The sequence below is a fragment of the Pseudomonas sp. FP603 genome (genome assembly GCF_030687415.1).
Lineage (GTDB): Bacteria > Pseudomonadota > Gammaproteobacteria > Pseudomonadales > Pseudomonadaceae > Aquipseudomonas > Aquipseudomonas wuhanensis.
Map to the genome: position 1 here is coordinate 50,859 of NZ_CP117431.1, position 16,973 is coordinate 67,831.

A 16,973-nucleotide genomic window follows, 5' to 3' on the forward strand; every position below is an offset into this window, starting at 1 on the left:
GGTCACTCCGACCCTGAAGCAGTCAGAACGTCCCGACCCCTTGGTCATGCGTCTACCGTCCTCGGGTAGCGCAGTGGAAAAAAGCGCTGTGGCCTCTTTCGTGTTTCGAAACTCAATACCAGTTCGGATCTTTTTTAGTCGTTCCATCAATTGAGCAATTCAGCCGCCATTGCCATGGCATTGCCGCCCAGAAGCAGGGCGGCTGCCACTGTCTTTAACGAAATGCTCATGTTCAGCCTCGACCGCGGCGGCCAAAGAAGAAGGAAGCAATGAACATCACCAGGAACACGACAAAGAGAATCTTGGCGATACCCGTGGCGGTGCCCGCGATACCACCGAAGCCCAGTACTGCAGCGATGATGGCAATGATCAAGAATGTGATTGCCCAGCTCAACATGGTGATTCTCCTTACGCTTCTGTTTAAAGGCGTTGCTTGTGGTGCTTTTCCCGGCGCGTCGAGCGCGCCAAGTTCATTTACTTAAAACACCCAACGTTCCTGAGGCGTCTCATCCACAGGCTGGGCCTGGTCGACGTCCATCATTCGCATCGAGTCGCTGTCAGCCAGGCTGCTGCTGGCGGCGCTGAAGTGGGTTTGAGGAGTGTGTGGAATCGACAGGTGCGGCGTCTCTGGCTGCTGGCTCTGTTCCCAACGCAAGTACTGTTGGCCGCCAATCAAGGTGATCAATAGCGCCAGCAGGGCAAACAAGCCTTGCTGGACAAGCAATGGCGAGAGACGCAATTGGGCGGCACCTTGGCGATTCATCCTGAAGTTCCTCCCACGCTGGGGTAGTGATCTTTGGCGGGCGCTGGTTCATTAAATGCCCCTGGTTACCCAGACTCCTGCAGCCTGCATGCCACCTTTTTGTCAGTATTAATACGATTAAAATCAATAAGTTAGATGTTCTGTGAAATTCGTTTTGGACGCATCCTGCACGATGCCGCTTCGCAGCTCGTGCGTAATGCACGATGCATTCACCGAAACTTTCAATATTTTTGGAATTGAGGGAAGGGCGCAGATGTCAGAAAGGGACGCAGGCAAGCGCCGCAGAACAGTTCATTAATAAAAAATTAAATAGATCAGTGAGTTACCTTGTTGATAAGTAGATAGCTCCGCTGATTTGGCTGAAATCGGCCACAATCAATCATGCAACTTGCCCGATTTTTCTGGGCCTAACCAAAATCAACAATTAAAGGAGCGTAGGAACATGGAATCAGCCACTGAGCATCAAGGCCGCATTCTGCTGGTGGATGATGAATCCGCCATCCTTCGAACCTTTCGCTATTGCCTTGAAGATGAAGGTTACAGCGTGGCCACTGCGACCAGCGCTGCTCAGGCCGAAGCCTTGTTGCAGCGCCAGGTTTTCGATTTGTGCTTCCTCGATTTACGCCTGGGTGAAGACAATGGGCTCGATGTCTTGGCCCAGATGCGCATCCAGGCGCCCTGGATGCGGGTGGTGATCGTCACTGCTCACTCGGCCGTGGACACTGCCGTGGATGCGATTCAGGCGGGTGCCGCCGACTATCTGGTCAAACCTTGCAGCCCTGACCAGTTGCGTCTGGCCACTGCCAAACAGCTGGAAGTACGGCAACTCTCGGCGCGTCTGGAAGCCCTTGAAGGCGAAGTGCGCAAACCCAAGGAGGGGCTGGATTCCCACAGTCCGGCCATGAAAGTGGTGCTCGAAACCGCACGCCAGGTCGCCAGTACTGACGCCAATATCCTGCTTCTCGGCGAGTCCGGCACCGGTAAAGGTGAGCTGTCACGGGCGATTCACGGCTGGAGCAAACGCCAGAAGAAATCCTGCGTCACCATCAACTGCCCGTCCCTGACTGCCGAATTAATGGACAGCGAGCTTTTCGGTCACAGCCGGGGCGCATTCACCGGTGCCAGCGAAAGTACTCTGGGTCGTGTCAATCAGGCCGACGGCGGAACGTTGTTTCTTGACGAGATCGGCGATTTTCCTCTGACTTTGCAGCCAAAACTACTGCGTTTCATTCAAGACAAGGAATACGAACGCGTGGGCGACCCGGTGACCCGCCGCGCTGACGTGCGAATCCTGGCAGCGACTAACCTCAACCTGGAGGACATGGTTCGCGAGGGCCGTTTTCGTGAAGACTTGCTCTATCGCCTGAACGTCATCACCTTGCACCTGCCGCCGCTTCGCGAGCGCAGGGAAGACATACTGAATCTGGCAGACCGTTTCCTGGCGCGCTTCGTCAAGGAATACTCGCGTCCGGCCCGGTGTTTCAGCGACGAGGCCCGCGAAGCGCTGCTCAGCTACCGCTGGCCGGGCAACATTCGCGAGCTGCGCAACGTGGTGGAGCGCGCGAGCATTATTTGTCCGCAGGAACGGGTAGAGCTCAGCCACTTGGGCATGGCCGAGGCCCCGGCCAATCACACGCCGCGCATTGGTGCTGCGTTGAGCCTGGATGAGTTGGAGAAAGCTCACATTGGCGCGGTCCTCGCCACGGCCGACACGCTGGATCAGGCGGCCAAGACCCTGGGTATCGATGCCTCGACCCTGTACCGCAAACGCAAGCAGTACAACAACCTGTGAGTCGTAATCGATGAAACTGGCGATGACGTTGCGCACCCGGCTGTTTCTGAGTATTTCCGCGCTGATTACCGTGGCGCTGCTTGGGCTCTTGCTCGGACTGGTCAGCGTGATGCAGATGGCAGGGGCTCAGGAAGCCCTGATCCGTGACAACTTCGTCACGCTGGATCTGGGGTTGAAGCTGCGTCAGACCCTGGGTGATCAACTGATCATCGTGCTTGGCGAAAACCCTGACCCTGCGGCGTTCGAGGCATCCAGGCAACACTCCCTTGAGTTGCTTGATGAAGGCATTGCTCGCGAGCCCTCCGGCGAGGGTGCCCAGTATGGTTTCAAAAAAGCCAAGGCTGATTATCAGAACTTGTTGCAGGCCTTTGATCTTTCCCGTGCTCCGGTACAGGTAGTCAATGATAACGAGGGTCTCACGGAAAAATTCAACGCGTTGCGTAACGGTTTGATCTCTGAACAGAAGCGCGCGCTGGATAACATCACTGAGATCGAACGCAAGGCCCGGGAGCGGGCACTGTTAATTGCCGGCCTGCTTGGGTTGGTCGGAGTGGCGGTATTGTTCATCGGGTTCATTACCGCCCATGCGATCGCCCGGCGGTTCGGGGCGCCGATCGAGGCTCTGGTGCAGGCCGCTGACAATATCGGCCAAGGCAATTTCGAAGTGACCCTGCCGATTTCTTCCGCCGTGGAAATGAACCAGTTGACCCGGCGTTTCGGAATCATGGCCGAGGCCTTGCGTGAGCACCAGGCTACCAATATCGACGAGCTGCTCGCCGGTCAGCAACGTTTGCAGGCGGTGCTCGACAGCATCGACGATGGTTTGCTGATTATTGATCGTCAAGGTCATCTCGAGCACCTCAACCCGGTTGCTCAGCGCCAATTAGGCTGGGACACCGATCGTCTCGGCCAAGGGCTGGGCACGGCGCTTGAGCGTCCCGAGCTGGATGAACAACTGCAGTTGGTGTTGCGCGGCGGCACTCCGGAACGAGCGCCGGAAGACCTGAGTATCGAGGTCGATGGCGAGTCGCGATTGCTGACGTATAGCCTGACGCCGGTCAGCCATACCCAGGGTCATATTCTCGGCGCGGTGATGGTGTTGCATGACGTCACCGAACAACGTGCCTTCGAACGCGTACGCAGCGAGTTTGTCTTGCGCGCCTCCCATGAGTTGCGCACGCCGGTTACCGGGATGCACATGGCATTCGGCCTGTTTCGCGAGCGGACGCATTTTGCCGAAGACTCCCGCGAAGCCGACCTGCTGGACACCGTCAACGAAGAAATGCAGCGCCTGATGCAGCTGATCAACGACCTGCTGAATTTCTCTCGCTACCAAAACGGTCTGCAAAAACTCACGCTGGCACCGTGCTCCATCGAAGACTTGCTGGATCAGGCCCAGATACGTTTTGCCGGCCCGGCACAGGAAAAGGGCATTGAGCTGCTGGTGGAGGTGCAGGGACCGTTGCCGCGCCTGCAAGCCGATCAGGCGCAACTGGAGCGGGTGCTCGACAACCTGATCGACAACGCCTTGCGCCATACCTCCCACGATGGACTGATCCGTTTGCAGGCCCGGCGCCATGGAGAGCGGATGATTATCAGCGTCGAGGACAACGGCGAAGGCATTGCTTACGGCCAGCAAGGACGGATCTTCGAGCCCTTCGTCCAGGTCGGCCGCAAAAAGGGCGGTGCCGGGCTCGGTCTGGCGCTGTGCAAAGAAATCGTGCAGCTGCATGGCGGGCGGATGGGGGTTTACTCGCGGCCGGGGCAGGGGACGCAGTTCTACATGACACTGGCGATATAAACCGGAGTCATCTCAGGCTTCGTCATCCTGACGTCGCGTGCTCAGTCGACGGCCACGGGTAATCAGTTCGATGAACTGCACGGCGCTCAGTGCATGGGCGAACAACCAACCCTGGCCGAACTTCACCCCTTCGCTGCTCAGAAACACTGCTTGGGCTTCATGTTCGATGCCTTCTGCAATTACCTTGAGTTGCAGGGCCTGAGCCATGCGAATGATGTGCGGTGCCACGCCGCTGCTGGCGGCATCATGGCCCAGCGCGTCGATAAACGCTTTGTCGATTTTCAGGCAGTCCACCGGTAGGGTTTGCAGGTAGGCGAGGCTGCAATAGCCGGTGCCAAAGTCGTCGATCAGCACCTGATGCCCGACATCCCGCAGGGCTTGCAGATTCTCTCTGGCTACCACCACATCCACCAGTCCGCGTTCGGTCACCTCAAAGGCAATTTGCCTGGCCGCCACCCGGTGCATACTCAACAGACGCGCCATCACCTGACCGATACGCGGCACCATGACATCGCAGGCCGCCAGGTTGACCGAGATGTACAGCTGCGGATTGGACCGCAACAGTTGCCCGAGCTGTTCCAGCAGGCGTTGCAATACGAAATCGGTCATCTGGCGGATCTGGCCGGTATTCTCCGCCATTGGAATGAACAGGTCCGGACTGGTCAGCGTGCCGTCCGGCCTTCGCCAGCGCAGCAGGGCTTCGGCACCGACGCAGTTGCGGCTGTCGAGGTCGAAGATCGGTTGATACAACACCTGCAGCTCGCCTCGCCGCATGGCGCCTTGCAGTTCGGCATCCAGCGACTGACGCTGGCGTACCAGCAAAAACACCAGAATGCCTACACAGGCACTCAGCGCCAGGCTCGCCGGCAGTAGCCACCACCATACCGCCGGCACATGCATCCCGGTGCGCGGTGTGATCAGTACCAGTTGGTATTCAGGTGTATTAGTGGGCATTCGGTAAATCAGGCGGGTATGGGTGACTTGCAGCGCATTGGGGCTTTTCGGGGGCCAGGGTTCCGTGGGGGGCCAAGCCTGCGCGACACCGAGTACCGGAATCGCCCGGGTGCCGTGGTCGAGCACCACCAACAGGCTGCTCCCCGGAGAAAGATCGACCATGTCGGTCAGATGCCCGCGCGACGTCGCCACCCGGAAATTGCCACGCCCAAGCATCAGTGCGGCGCGGTTCTCATCGGGTTCGGTGGTGGTGTTCAGCCAATAGCTGTAGGTGGGGCCCTTGATGTCTGGCGGTCGGATCAGCGACACCCCTTCCTGGCGGGGGCGGTTGGAGCAGGTTCGCGAAGTGTCCATATAAGCGGCTTCATAAACGAAGCGGTAATTGAAGCTGACCTGCTGCAGGGTGGCGATCATTTCGTCATCGCAACCTCGCAACGGTTGGGCTTCCAGATCATCGAGGCTTTCGCGCAACTGCCCGAACAACTGTTCCAGGCGGACCAGAAAGCGTTCTCCCTGGGCGTTCATTTCCTGGCTTTCGTTGTGCTCGACTTGATTCATCGCCACGAACAAACTGCCGACCGTCAACAGCGTTGCACTCAGGGCAGTAGCCAGCATCGCCAAAAACCAAGGGCGATAGAACCAACTATGCAGTCTCTCCCGAGCAGCAGGCATCATGGAATATCCGAAGAATTACCAATGAGTTATAGCTGCTGATTCCGAAAAAGCGCTGACCGTCGGGCGGGCGTCATTATTTTGTCTGATTCAACACCTGAAGGATCGCCGCAGTTTGCGCATCCGGCGTACCGTCGAAACGGGAAGGGCGAAAATGCAGCTGAAAGGCTGCCAACACATTACGTGTCTCTACATCCAATTCGCCGGTTTGTGGCGTGGCGTAGCCCAGGCGGGCAAGCTGCCCCTGAAACCAACTGATGCTGGGTAATTGCACCGCGAACTGGGCTTGCTGGCGCGCCACGGCCTGCTCGTCCGGCCAGATCCCCAGGCCTTCGGCAGCCAGGCGCTTCCAGGGAAACAGCGGGCCGGGGTCGAGCTTGCGCATCGGTGCGATGTCGCTATGGCCAATGATATGGCGGGGGCTGATGCCTTGGCGTTTGCTGATGTCCTTGAGCAGAAAGATCATCGACTGAATCTGGGCTTCGCTATAGGGATACCAGAGACGCCCGGTCGGGGTGTCCTCAAAGCCCTGATTAACGATCTCGATACCAATGGAGCTGGAGTTCAGCCAGGTCCGGCCTTGCCATTCGCTTTCGCCAGCGTGCCAGGCCCGGAAATTTTCATCCATCAGCTTATAAATAGTGGCGCGCTTGTCGTCGCTAATCAGGTAGTGGCTGCTGACTTCGCCATGAGTCAGCAATTGCAGCGAGGTTTCCAGGGAGGCGGAGGTGTAATGCATCACCACGAACTGGATACGACTGTCGTGATTGGCTGAAGGGTGGCTGGTATCGATTCGGGGGCCGCCGGCACAACCGGCTAATAGAAGCAGCGACGCAATAAGAACAAGACATTTCATGGCGGGAGGCAGTACACGCAGGACAATAATGCAACAGTGTAACGGTATTGCCTTGCGCGCAGATGGCAAAAAATGCTGTTTTAAACAAAATGGAACAATTAGCTATCAGCCCAGTTCTATTCGATTCCGGCCATTATTTTTCGCCCGATATAGCGCCTGATCGGCTCTTTTAAGCACCAGATCACTATGTTCGCCCGATCTGAAGGCGGTCAGTCCCATGGAAATGGTGATAGTGACTCGCTCGCCCTTGAAGTGGAACGGGCAGGCTTCGATCGATGCGCGCAACGCTTCCAGCAGCTTCGCGCCAGCCATAGGTGGTGTGGCAGGCATCAACAGTACAAATTCCTCACCGCCAAATCGGGCAATGAAATCAGTCCCCCGCAGACGCTTGCGTAGCACGCTGGCGATGATTTTCAGCACCTTGTCGCCCGCCAGATGGCCGTAGTTGTCATTGATGCGTTTGAAATGGTCGAGGTCGAGCATTGCCAGCAACAGGGTATTGCCATGTTGTTGCCATTGACCGATTTCCTGCTCCAGGCGTTCGCTCCAGGCCGCTCGATTCGGCAGGCCGGTCAAGGGATCGATCAAGGCCTTCTGGCGCTGCTCTTCGAGATGCTCGCGGTAGCCCAGGGCTTCCTGCTCCATGTGAGCAACCCTTTCGGCCAGGCTTTGCAGGCGGGCTGCTACTTCCTGCTCACGCTCATCGCGCTGCTTCTGGTGTTGGTCCATGGTGCCGAGCAGGCCTTCGAGATGGTTTTCCAGCACATGCTTGAGATCATCAAGGTCTGCCGCTTCCTGCATGCTGCTTTGCAAGCCGTCAACTTGCTCGCGAATCTGTGTGTCCATTTCCCGCGCGGCCGAGCGGTTGTCGGCGTGGCCGTCGCTCGCGGCTTGCAAGTTGCTCTGGAATGACTCGAGGCGTTCGTTGAGTTGCTGCAAATACGCTTCGAATTCGTGTTGGCCGCTGTCGGTGATCGCTAGCATCAACGTTGCCAGGTCATCGAGGATCGGTAGCAATTCGTACCAGTTCAAGCCATTTTGCAGGCGATCCCGCATCGCCTCGGCTTGCGGACGATGGCGTTCGGGCAGTGCCAGGTCATCGAGAAGACCCAGCAGCGTGTCTTCGATGTGCTTGGCGACAGAGCTGTAGGATGGCTCCGGCGAGTCCGGCAGGGCATACAGAACATCGTGCTCGGACGGCTCTGGATCGATGGTCTCCGGAGTCAGTTCATCGGGATTGATTGCCGACGGAGCCTGAGTGGCCGGTAGGGTGATCATTGGAGCCGTCTCTTGTGTCTGCTCGACATTCGCTCGGGTTTGTAACTCCAGGACTTGGCTGCCCGTAGATTCTGGCTCAAGGACGGGCGGGACAAACGCCACGACTTCAGCCGCAGGTGCCATTGCTGTTGGTGCCTGAATTTGCACTGGCTCAGGGCGCGTAGCGGCGGGCAGGGCGGCTTCTACTGTTGGCAACACCTGCGGTTTATGGGCGGCTGGCGTGAGATTGATCACCGCTTGTGGGGGCTCGGCCGCTGCTGCAACCGGTTCGACAGGTTGCGGGGCAGGCATTGGCGATGCGGGGGCGGCGACCTGTGGCGCGGTCTCTTCCGTTTCCCTACCGAACAGGCGTTGCAGCAAACTCGGGCGACCAGGCTCTGCAGGGTTCTCCAGCAGGTTCAAGGCTTTGCCTTGCAAGCCACTCAGTTCGCTGAGCAGTAACGGGATCTCGCGAGCCTGGCCCACTCGTCCGTCCAGCTGCTTGGCGAAATTCTTCAGTGGCCGGCTCACTTCCCGGGGCAGTGGCAGCGCTTGCAGTTGAGAGACCAGCGCCGTCAGGGCGGCACTGACTTGATCGACCCGGGTTTCCCGGCGTTGCTCGGAGTCGAGCACGGCCTTTTCCAGGCGTGGCAGCAAGGCCGCCAGGCCGGCGTCCATGTCATCGGTGCGGACGACTTCGCGCATTTCCTTCATGCATTGATCAACGGCGCGATCAGTACCTTCTGCGGCCAGGGTGCTGCGCACCAACCCACGACGCAGCAGATCAAGCCGGGCGTCCCATCGACGTTCCAGTTTTTCTTGTTGCTCGATGCTTTTGAGGTATTTCTCTTTCCAGCGCTGTGCTTCGTCGCTCATTCAGGCAGGACTCAACGCGGGCAATGCATCAGCCGTGAGCGAACCCGGCAGACGAATCTCTACCGCGACCGGCAGGTGATCGGAAATGGGATGTGCCAGCACTTCGACTTTTTCAAGGGTCAGGGTGGGGCTGAGCAGAATATGGTCCAGGCAGCGCTGTGGGCGCCAGCTGGGAAAGGTCGCTTCCAGTTGCGGCGCGAGCAGGCCTAAATCACGCAACGGGGAGTTTTGCAGCAAGTCACTGGCATGGGTATTCATATCGCCCATCAGCACCTGGTGTTTATAGCCGCCGATCAACTCGCGGATGTAAGCCAGTTGCATGCTCCGGGCGCGAGCGCCCAGCGCCAGGTGCATCATCACTACCACGAGTGCCTCCGGACCTTCGCCGAAGCGCACCAGAATGGCCCCGCGACCCTTGGGTCCTGGCAGCGGATGATCTTCGATCGCCCACGGGCGCAGGCGGCTGAGCACGCCATTGCTGTGTTGGCCGAGATGACCGAGATTGCGATTGAGTTGTTGATACCAATAAGGGAAGGCGCCGAGCTGCGCCAGGTGTTCGACCTGATTGACGTAGCCTGATCGCAGGCTGCCGCCATCGGCTTCCTGCAAGGCGACCAGGTCGAAGTCGCCCAGCAGATTACCGATTTTTTGCAGATTGTCGGCACGCCCGGTGTGCGGCAACAGATGTTGCCAGCCGCGGGTCAGATAGTGCCGATAGCGCTCGGTACTGATACCGACCTGGATGTTGAAACTGAGCAAACGCAGACGGTTGTCCACGGGCAACCCCGTCGATTCCAGGTGATGCTCGTTGACCCGCGGGTGATGCAGGCCAACGATGCGTTCAGTTCCCCAGCGGCGCATGGCAGGTGCCGCGCTTAGTTGGCGACGGCCTTGGTTGCCGCTCGCTCTTTGGCAACCAGTTGGTCGGCCAGTTTCAGCGCTTGTTCGGCACCGCCGGCAGAGCCGATGTCAAAGCGATACTTGCCGTTGACGATCATGGTAGGCACGCCGGAGATTTCATATTTCTTTGCAAGTTCTTTGGCTTTGTTGATCTGGCCCTTGATGGCAAAGGAGTCGAAGGTGGCCAGGAACTTATCCTTGTCTACTCCTTGGGTCGCCAGGAAGTCCGCCATGTCTTCTTTGTCGGTCAGTTTCTTGTGTTCTTTCTGAATCGCTTCGAAAACTGCAGCGTGAACCTTGCTTTCGACACCCATGGCTTCAAGCGTCAGGAACATCTGGCCGTGTGCGTCCCACGGGCCGCCAAACATGGCGGGAATCCGCACGAAGTTCACGTCGGCAGGCAGTTTTTCAGCCCATGGGTTAACGACGGGTTCGAAGGCATAGCAATGCGGACAGCCGTACCAGAACAGTTCCACGACTTCGATCTTGCCAGGCACGGCCACCGGGACCGGATTGCTCAGCTCGACATAGGGTGCTTCAGGTTTTTCGGCGGCTTGGGCAGTCATGCCGAACAGGCTGGCAGCGACGAGCGCGGCGCTGATGATCAGATTACGCATGCTTTACTCCTGGACAATTGGGTCGCCTCGCGCGACCTGTTTTCAGACAGATCCTGGCGGGCTTGAGTTTGTAGTGTAACGGCAGCGGCCACAAAAAAGGGCAGCCAAAGCTACCCTTTTTATGTTTGCATCGACGGATTAATCGAGTGTTAACGTTGCAAGAGACGTACATCACTCACAACGCTCGATCACAGGCCTTAGTGCAAGCCTTGAATATAGCTGGAGACTGCGGCGATATCTTCGTCGCTGAGCTTTTTAGCGATGCTCTGCATCGGTTTGGTGTCGCCGTCGTTGGTGCGGCCGCCTTCTTCCTTGCGGAATTCGGTCAGTTGCTTGGCGACATATTGAGCGTGTTGCCCGCCCAGATGCGGGAAGCCCGCTGCGGCGTTGCCGGTGCCATTAGGCGAATGGCAGCCGGTGCAGGAAGGCAGGCCCTTGGCCAGATCGCCACCACGGAACAGTGCTTCACCACGAGCCACGACTTTCGGGTCGGCGGCACCGACGCTGCCTTTCTGGCTGGCGAAGTAGGCGGAGATATCGGCCAGGTCCTGATCACTCAGGTTGGTCAGCAGGCCGGTCATTTCCAGTACCGTGCGTTTGCCGGACTTGATGTCGTGCAGCTGCTTGTTCAGATAACGCTCGCCCTGACCTGCCAGTTTCGGAAAGTTAGGCGCCATGCTATTGCCATCCGGGCCATGACAGGCGCCACATACTGCGGCTTTCGCCTGACCAGCAGTCGCATCACCTGCAGCATGGGCAATGCCGGAGATCCCCACGGTCAACAGCAGACTCACGATCAATTTGTTCATCAGCTAATCCAACTACGGCTAAGGGTTAAAGAGTTATGGGCCGGGTTTACTCGCTCATCCAGTGGATGATGGCTCGGTAATCCTCGGCACTGCAGTCCATGCACAAACCACGCGGCGGCATCGCCTTGAAACCCTGGGTCACGTGTTGCACCAGCGTCTCCATACCTTTCGCCAATCTCGGCGTCCAGGCTTCCTGATCGCCCTTGCGGGGCGCCATGGGTAGTTGGCCGGAATGACAGGCACCACAAACACGGTTGTACACAGCTTCCGGATCCTGTGTAGCCTGAGCGCTGTAAAGCGGCATCAAGACACCGGCAGCTAGCAGCCATTTCGTCATAAAACGACCTTTTCAGGGTTGAGAGCGTGCTGCGTTCTAATGCGCAATCAAGGTTAATCGCTCTCGTGAACTTCATCCTACGCTGGGACAAAGCGCACACAAAATCTGCGGCATTATATACTGGCGTCACTGAAACGGAAACGACACTGCTTGCCGCGTCCATTCCCGGCGCCGCCCACATCGGAAATCCCATGCAACTCAAGAACCCCATCCTCGGCCTGTGCCAACAGTCCACCTTCATGCTCAGCGCCGCCAAAGTCGACCAATGCCCCGACGACGAAGGCTTTGAAGTGGCCTTCGCCGGGCGTTCCAACGCCGGCAAGTCCAGCGCGTTGAACACCCTGACACACGCCAGCCTGGCGCGGACCTCGAAAACACCGGGTCGCACACAGCTGTTGAACTTCTTCAAGCTAGACGATGAACGCCGTTTGGTCGACCTGCCGGGTTACGGTTACGCGAAAGTGCCGATCCCGTTGAAGCTGCACTGGCAGCGTCACCTCGAAGCCTATCTGGGCGGTCGCGAGAGTTTGAAAGGTTTGATTCTGATGATGGACATCCGTCATCCAATGACCGATTTCGACCTGCTGATGCTCGATTGGGCCATCGCCAGTGGCATGCCGATGCATATTTTGCTGACCAAGGCAGACAAGCTGACCTACGGTGCGGCAAAAAACGCATTGCTCAAGGTTCAGGCGGAAATCCGCAAGGGCTGGGGCGATTCGATCACTATCCAGCTGTTTTCGGCACCCAAACGCATGGGCCTGGAAGACGCCTACACTGTACTGGCGGGCTGGATGGAGTTGGCGGACAAGGGCAGCGAGACTGCCGAGTAAGACTTTACAGGTGAAAAGCCAGGCAAAAAAAACCCCGGACTTCATATGGGGAGGGAGAAGTTCCGGGGTTCAAGCTCCGGACCGCTAGGGCGGGGTCCAGATATCTGCCAACACTTAACACAACATAGGAGCATCGAAGGGCTTCACCAGCCATTCAGTATCTCTGAGTGGCGGTTCACGGATTTAGTTCAGACTATTTTCAAAAACTATTGGAAATAATCGACGTCATTTTCCGCACTATAGCCCTTCGTTATTTTGTGCTGCGGCATTAGGCCGCAGCACAGGCGTCTTTCATACCGATCAGTGCGCTTCATCCCAGTTGTTGCCTATGCCCACCTCGACCAGAAGCGGTACATCCAGCTGTGCTGCGCTGCTCATGTGTACGCGAATATCCTCACGCACCTGGTCGATCAGATCCTCACGCACCTCAAGCACCAATTCATCGTGTACTTGCAGGATGACTTTGGCGTCCAGACCTGACGATGTCAGCCAGTTATCTACCGTTACCATGGCTTTCTTGATGATGTCCGCCGCGGTGCCTTGCATCGGGGCGTTGATTGCCGTGCGCTCCGCTGCTTTGCGCAGGGCCTGGTTTTTCGCGTTGATTTCCGGCAGGTACAAACGACGACCAAAGATGGTTTCGACGAAACCCTGCTCGGCGGCCTGGGCGCGCGTGCGCTCCATGTATTCCAGGACGCCGGGATAACGGGCGAAGTAGCGGTCGATGTAGGCTTGGGACTGTTTGCGGTCAACGCCGATCTGCTTGGCCAGGCCAAACGCGCTCATGCCGTAGATCAAACCGAAGTTGATGGCTTTCGCGCTACGACGCTGATCGTTAGTGACCGCGTCCAGTTCGACGCCAAACACCTCTGCGGCCGTGGCGCGGTGTACATCGAGGTTGTTGCGGAAGGCATGCAACAAGCCTTCATCCTTGGCCAGATGCGCCATGATCCGCAGTTCGATTTGCGAGTAGTCCGCGGCCAGCAACTTGTAGCCTTTCGGCGCGACGAACGCCTGACGAATCCGCCGACCTTCGGCAGTGCGAATCGGAATGTTCTGCAGGTTCGGGTCGATCGACGATAAGCGTCCGGTGGCGGCGACGGCTTGCTGGTAAGACGTATGAATGCGCCCGGTACGAGCGTTGATCTGCTCAGGCAAACGGTCGGTGTAGGTGCTTTTGAGTTTGCTCAGCGAGCGGTATTGCATCAGCACCTTGGGCAGCGGGTAGTCTTGTTCGGCCAACTCAGCCAACACCGCTTCGGCGGTCGAGGCCTGGCCCTTGGCGGTTTTGCTAAGTACAGGCAAACCGAGTTTTTCGTAGAGGATCACGCCCAGTTGCTTCGGCGAACCCAGGTTGAATTCTTCACCGGCAATGGCGAACGCCTCACGCTCAAGGGCGACCAGTTTCTCGCCCAGTTCGACGCTCTGGATGCCGAGCAGGTTGGCATCTACGAGTGCGCCTTGGCGTTCGATTCGGGCCAGAACCGGCATCAGCGGCATTTCAATCTCGTTGAGCACTTTGCACAGGCTTGGCGTTGCTGCCAGTTTTTCCTGCAAAGCCTGGTGCAGCTGGAAGGTGACATCGGCATCTTCGGCAGCATAGGGGCCCGCCAGCTCAAGAGAGATCTGGTCGAAAGTCAGCTGTTTGACGCCTTTGCCCGCGATTCCTTGAATATCGGTCTTGCTTTGGCCCAGGTACTTGAGCGCCAGGCTGTCCATGTCGTGGCGGGTGGCCGTCGAGTCCAGGACGTAAGACTCGAGCATAGTGTCGTAGGCAATACCCTGAACAATAATCCCGTTGCTCTGATCGCCACCGATGGCGCAGTTGGCGAGGATATTGGTTTCGAATTTCGCATGCTGGCCGACTTTCAGCTTATTCGGGTTTTCCAGCAGCGGTTTCAACGCCAGCAGCACGGTGTCGCGATCCAGTTGCTCCGGCACGCCCATGTAGGAATGGGTCAGCGGAATGTAGGCCGCTTCGTTGGCCGCGACGGAAAACGACAGACCCACCAGTTGTGCATGTTGAGCATCGGTACCATTGGCTTCGGTGACGAAGGCGATCAGTGGTGCCTTGTCGAGCTTGTCCAGCCAGGCCTCGAAGTGTTGCTGGTCGAGGATGGTTTCGTACTTCGCTTCGGCAGCACCCGGCTGTTCCTGGGCGACCTCGACAATGTCCTGACCCGAGCGCTTCGCGTCGCGCTGGTTTTCTTCGAACCAGCTTTTGAATTCCAGCAGGGTGTAGAGCTCGGCGAGCTTGTCGTGATCTGGCGGACCCATTTGCAGATCGTCGAGACCGATGTCCAGCGGTACGTCGATCTTGATGGTTGCCAGTTGATAGGAGAGGAACGCCATCTCCTTATGCTCTTCGAGCTTGGCCGGCAGGGTTTTGGCGCCGCGAATCGGCAGGGTCGGGACGATATCGAGCTGCGCATAGAGCTCGGTCAGGCCGCCGTTCACGCCGACCAGCAGGCCGGAAGCGGTTTTGGGGCCGATGCCCGGAACGCCCGGGATGTTGTCGGACGAATCGCCCATCAGTGCCAGATAATCGATGATCTGCTCGGGAGCGACGCCGAATTTCTCCTTCACGCCTTCTACGTCCAGTGCGCTACCGGTCATCGTATTGACCAAGGTAATGTGCCCGTCGACCAGTTGCGCCATGTCCTTGTCGCCGGTGGAGATCACCACCGGACGGTCGGCGGCCGCGCTGCTGCGGGCCAAGGTGCCGATCACGTCGTCCGCTTCGACGTTGTCCACGCACAGCAATGGAAAGCCCAGGGCCTTGACGCTGGCGTGCAGCGGCTCGATCTGGACCCGCATATCGTCAGGCATGCTTGGGCGATTGGCCTTGTATTCGGCGAACATCGCGTCGCGGAACGTCCCGCCCTTGGCGTCGAATACCACGGCGAACGGGCTGTCCGGGTACTGCTTGCGCAGACTCTTGAGCATGTTCAAGACGCCCTTGACCGCACCGGTCGGCAGGCCTTTGGACGTGGTCAGCGGTGGCAGCGCGTGAAAGGCGCGGTACAGATAAGAAGAACCGTCCACCAGGACGAGGGGGGCTTGGCTCATGAGCAGGATCAACCTTTTCGGCGGGTCCGGCGCTAGAATAGCGGGACCGTTGACGACAAAGGGACAAGGTTATCATGCGCACACTAAATCGCTTGTTGCTGGCTGGCTTGTTCGCAATCACTCCTTTGGCTGCCATGGCCGCGGATGACGCGCCCTCGGCAGACCCGGATGTAACAATCCGCACGGAAGGTGACAAAACCATTCAGGAGTATCGGCAAAATGGTTTTTTGTATGCCATCAAGGTGACCCCGAAAGTCGGTAAACCGTATTTCCTTGTGCGCGCTGATGGCTCGGACGGTAACTTCATCCGCTCGGATCAGCCGGATATGTTGATTCCGTCGTGGAAAATATTCGAGTGGTAAGCCGCTCCTAACTTAAATTGGCGCTGGCAGTCGCGGCGCCCGTACTGGCAGTTTTAACCATGTCTGTGTTCACCCCCCTGGCTCGGCCCGAGCTGGAAACCTTTCTCGCCCCTTATGGGCTCGGCCGCCTGCTTGATTTCCAGGGGATCGCCGCCGGTAGCGAAAACACCAATTTCTTTATCAGCCTGGAGCAGGGCGAGTTTGTCCTGACCCTGGTCGAGCGAGGTCCGGTGCAGGAGATGCCGTTCTTCATCGAGCTGCTCGACGTGCTGCACGACGCCGACCTGCCGGTGCCTTATGCACTGCGCACCACCGACGGCGTCGCCTTGCGCGAACTGGCCGGTAAACCTGCGCTGCTGCAGCCACGTCTGGCGGGCAAGCACATCAAGGATGCCAACGCGCAGCATTGCGCTCAGGTCGGCGAGCTGCTGGCTCATCTGCACCTGGCGACCCAGGCCAACATGATCAAACGCAAAACCGATCGCGGCCTGGACTGGATGCTGGAGGAGGGCACGCAGTTGCTTTCGCATCTGAATGCCGAGCAAAGCGATTTGCTGCAACGGGCGCTGGATGAAATCACACAGCAGAAGACGAAAATTCTGGCGCTGCCGCGGGCCAACATCCATGCGGACCTGTTCCGCGATAATGCGATGTTCGAAGGCACGCACCTGACCGGGTTGATCGACTTCTACAACGCCTGTTCGGGGCCGATGCTCTACGACGTGGCGATTGCCTTGAACGATTGGTGTTCGGACGAGCAAGGGCAGCTTGATGGCGCTCGGGCGCGGGCGCTGCTGGGTGCTTATGCCGCGCTGCGACCGTTTACCGCTGCCGAAGCCGAGCTGTGGCCGACCATGCTGCGCGTGGCGTGCGTGCGGTTCTGGTTGTCGCGGTTGATCGCCGCGGAGTCTTTCGCCGGGCAGGACGTGTTGATTCACGATCCGATGGAGTTTCAGCTGCGGCTGGCGCAACGGCAGAAGGTCAGCACGCCGTTGCCTTTCGCCCTCTAAAAGCATCGCGGGCAAGCCACGCTCCCACAGGGTTTGTGTCGTTCATAGTATTGGCGAACGACACA

The 16,973-nt window shown here is 58.2% G+C and carries 15 protein-coding genes; 5 read left to right on the forward strand and 10 right to left on the reverse strand.

What is annotated here, in order from left to right; all coding sequences use genetic code 11:
• Positions 1 to 232: 232 nt before the first annotated feature.
• Positions 233 to 397 (reverse strand): DUF1328 domain-containing protein, encoded by a 165-nt coding sequence (locus tag PSH65_RS00230; protein ID WP_003177151.1) that lies wholly within the window; start codon positions 395 to 397, stop codon positions 233 to 235.
• Positions 398 to 478: 81 nt separating this feature from the next.
• On the reverse strand, positions 479 to 763 hold the full coding sequence (locus PSH65_RS00235) for a hypothetical protein (RefSeq protein ID WP_305424426.1): 285 nt from the start codon (positions 761 to 763) through the stop codon (positions 479 to 481).
• A gap of 442 nt (positions 764 to 1,205) precedes the next feature.
• Here PSH65_RS00235 and algB point away from each other — a divergent pair, with 442 nt between their 5' ends.
• Together algB and PSH65_RS00245 are read left to right on the forward strand one after the other, a co-directional pair.
• Positions 1,206 to 2,555, forward strand: coding sequence for a sigma-54-dependent response regulator transcription factor AlgB (algB, locus tag PSH65_RS00240; protein ID WP_305424427.1), 1,350 nt, complete (start codon positions 1,206 to 1,208; stop codon positions 2,553 to 2,555).
• A gap of 10 nt (positions 2,556 to 2,565) precedes the next feature.
• Positions 2,566 to 4,356, forward strand: coding sequence for an ATP-binding protein (locus PSH65_RS00245; RefSeq protein ID WP_305424428.1), 1,791 nt, complete (start codon positions 2,566 to 2,568; stop codon positions 4,354 to 4,356).
• Positions 4,357 to 4,368: 12 nt separating this feature from the next.
• Here PSH65_RS00245 and PSH65_RS00250 read toward each other — a convergent pair whose 3' ends face one another.
• The 7 genes from PSH65_RS00250 to PSH65_RS00280 form a co-directional block, all read right to left on the reverse strand.
• Positions 4,369 to 5,985 (reverse strand): EAL domain-containing protein, encoded by a 1,617-nt coding sequence (locus PSH65_RS00250; RefSeq protein WP_305424429.1) that lies wholly within the window; start codon positions 5,983 to 5,985, stop codon positions 4,369 to 4,371.
• Between the two features lie 73 nt (positions 5,986 to 6,058).
• A complete protein-coding gene (locus PSH65_RS00255; protein WP_305424430.1) occupies positions 6,059 to 6,838 on the reverse strand; it encodes an N-acetylmuramoyl-L-alanine amidase in 780 nt (259 codons plus the stop codon).
• A gap of 105 nt (positions 6,839 to 6,943) precedes the next feature.
• Positions 6,944 to 8,971 carry a diguanylate cyclase gene (locus PSH65_RS00260; protein ID WP_305424431.1) on the reverse strand — a complete coding sequence of 676 codons (2,028 nt, stop codon included), beginning with the start codon at positions 8,969 to 8,971 and terminating at the stop codon, positions 6,944 to 6,946.
• Positions 8,972 to 9,832, reverse strand: a complete 861-nt coding sequence (locus tag PSH65_RS00265) for an endonuclease/exonuclease/phosphatase family protein (RefSeq protein WP_305424432.1) — start codon at positions 9,830 to 9,832, stop codon at positions 8,972 to 8,974.
• A gap of 14 nt (positions 9,833 to 9,846) precedes the next feature.
• Positions 9,847 to 10,488 (reverse strand): thiol:disulfide interchange protein DsbA/DsbL, encoded by a 642-nt coding sequence (locus PSH65_RS00270; RefSeq protein ID WP_305424433.1) that lies wholly within the window; start codon positions 10,486 to 10,488, stop codon positions 9,847 to 9,849.
• A gap of 197 nt (positions 10,489 to 10,685) precedes the next feature.
• Positions 10,686 to 11,297 (reverse strand): cytochrome c4, encoded by a 612-nt coding sequence (locus PSH65_RS00275; protein ID WP_205888941.1) that lies wholly within the window; start codon positions 11,295 to 11,297, stop codon positions 10,686 to 10,688.
• A 46-nt stretch (positions 11,298 to 11,343) separates the two neighbouring features.
• Positions 11,344 to 11,634 (reverse strand): cytochrome c5 family protein, encoded by a 291-nt coding sequence (locus PSH65_RS00280; protein WP_038980343.1) that lies wholly within the window; start codon positions 11,632 to 11,634, stop codon positions 11,344 to 11,346.
• Between the two features lie 191 nt (positions 11,635 to 11,825).
• On the opposite strand from PSH65_RS00280, the gene yihA reads away from it, so the two are divergent.
• Complete coding sequence (gene yihA, locus PSH65_RS00285; protein ID WP_038980342.1) at positions 11,826 to 12,467, forward strand: ribosome biogenesis GTP-binding protein YihA/YsxC; 642 nt, start codon at positions 11,826 to 11,828, stop codon at positions 12,465 to 12,467.
• 300 nt (positions 12,468 to 12,767) lie between these two features.
• On the opposite strand, the gene polA is transcribed toward yihA, so the two are convergent.
• Positions 12,768 to 15,536 (reverse strand): DNA polymerase I, encoded by a 2,769-nt coding sequence (gene polA, locus PSH65_RS00290; protein WP_305424434.1) that lies wholly within the window; start codon positions 15,534 to 15,536, stop codon positions 12,768 to 12,770.
• Positions 15,537 to 15,610: 74 nt separating this feature from the next.
• On the opposite strand from polA, the gene PSH65_RS00295 reads away from it, so the two are divergent.
• Positions 15,611 to 15,898 (forward strand): DUF2782 domain-containing protein, encoded by a 288-nt coding sequence (locus tag PSH65_RS00295; protein WP_305424435.1) that lies wholly within the window; start codon positions 15,611 to 15,613, stop codon positions 15,896 to 15,898.
• Positions 15,899 to 15,957: 59 nt separating this feature from the next.
• The gene (locus tag PSH65_RS00300; RefSeq protein ID WP_253545653.1) at positions 15,958 to 16,908 is read left to right on the forward strand and encodes a homoserine kinase; all 951 of its coding nucleotides are present in this window, start codon (positions 15,958 to 15,960) and stop codon (positions 16,906 to 16,908) included.
• The last annotated feature ends 65 nt before the right edge of the window (positions 16,909 to 16,973 follow it).

What these genes read in the sequence shown, in the direction of transcription:
- PSH65_RS00250 (WP_305424429.1), bottom strand. Translation starts at nt 5,985, where the DNA reads ATGATGCCTGCTGCTCGGGAGAGACTGCATAGTTGGTTCTATCGCCCT.
- PSH65_RS00255 (WP_305424430.1), bottom strand. Translation starts at nt 6,838, where the DNA reads ATGAAATGTCTTGTTCTTATTGCGTCGCTGCTTCTATTAGCCGGTTGT.
- PSH65_RS00235 (WP_305424426.1), bottom strand. Translation starts at nt 763, where the DNA reads ATGAATCGCCAAGGTGCCGCCCAATTGCGTCTCTCGCCATTGCTTGTC.
- PSH65_RS00280 (WP_038980343.1), bottom strand. Translation starts at nt 11,634, where the DNA reads ATGACGAAATGGCTGCTAGCTGCCGGTGTCTTGATGCCGCTTTACAGC.
- polA (WP_305424434.1), bottom strand. Translation starts at nt 15,536, where the DNA reads ATGAGCCAAGCCCCCCTCGTCCTGGTGGACGGTTCTTCTTATCTGTAC.
- yihA (WP_038980342.1), top strand. Translation starts at nt 11,826, where the DNA reads ATGCAACTCAAGAACCCCATCCTCGGCCTGTGCCAACAGTCCACCTTC.
- PSH65_RS00260 (WP_305424431.1), bottom strand. Translation starts at nt 8,971, where the DNA reads ATGAGCGACGAAGCACAGCGCTGGAAAGAGAAATACCTCAAAAGCATC.
- PSH65_RS00270 (WP_305424433.1), bottom strand. Translation starts at nt 10,488, where the DNA reads ATGCGTAATCTGATCATCAGCGCCGCGCTCGTCGCTGCCAGCCTGTTC.
- PSH65_RS00295 (WP_305424435.1), top strand. Translation starts at nt 15,611, where the DNA reads ATGCGCACACTAAATCGCTTGTTGCTGGCTGGCTTGTTCGCAATCACT.
- PSH65_RS00245 (WP_305424428.1), top strand. Translation starts at nt 2,566, where the DNA reads ATGAAACTGGCGATGACGTTGCGCACCCGGCTGTTTCTGAGTATTTCC.
- algB (WP_305424427.1), top strand. Translation starts at nt 1,206, where the DNA reads ATGGAATCAGCCACTGAGCATCAAGGCCGCATTCTGCTGGTGGATGAT.
- PSH65_RS00230 (WP_003177151.1), bottom strand. Translation starts at nt 397, where the DNA reads ATGTTGAGCTGGGCAATCACATTCTTGATCATTGCCATCATCGCTGCA.
- PSH65_RS00265 (WP_305424432.1), bottom strand. Translation starts at nt 9,832, where the DNA reads ATGCGCCGCTGGGGAACTGAACGCATCGTTGGCCTGCATCACCCGCGG.
- PSH65_RS00300 (WP_253545653.1), top strand. Translation starts at nt 15,958, where the DNA reads ATGTCTGTGTTCACCCCCCTGGCTCGGCCCGAGCTGGAAACCTTTCTC.
- PSH65_RS00275 (WP_205888941.1), bottom strand. Translation starts at nt 11,297, where the DNA reads ATGAACAAATTGATCGTGAGTCTGCTGTTGACCGTGGGGATCTCCGGC.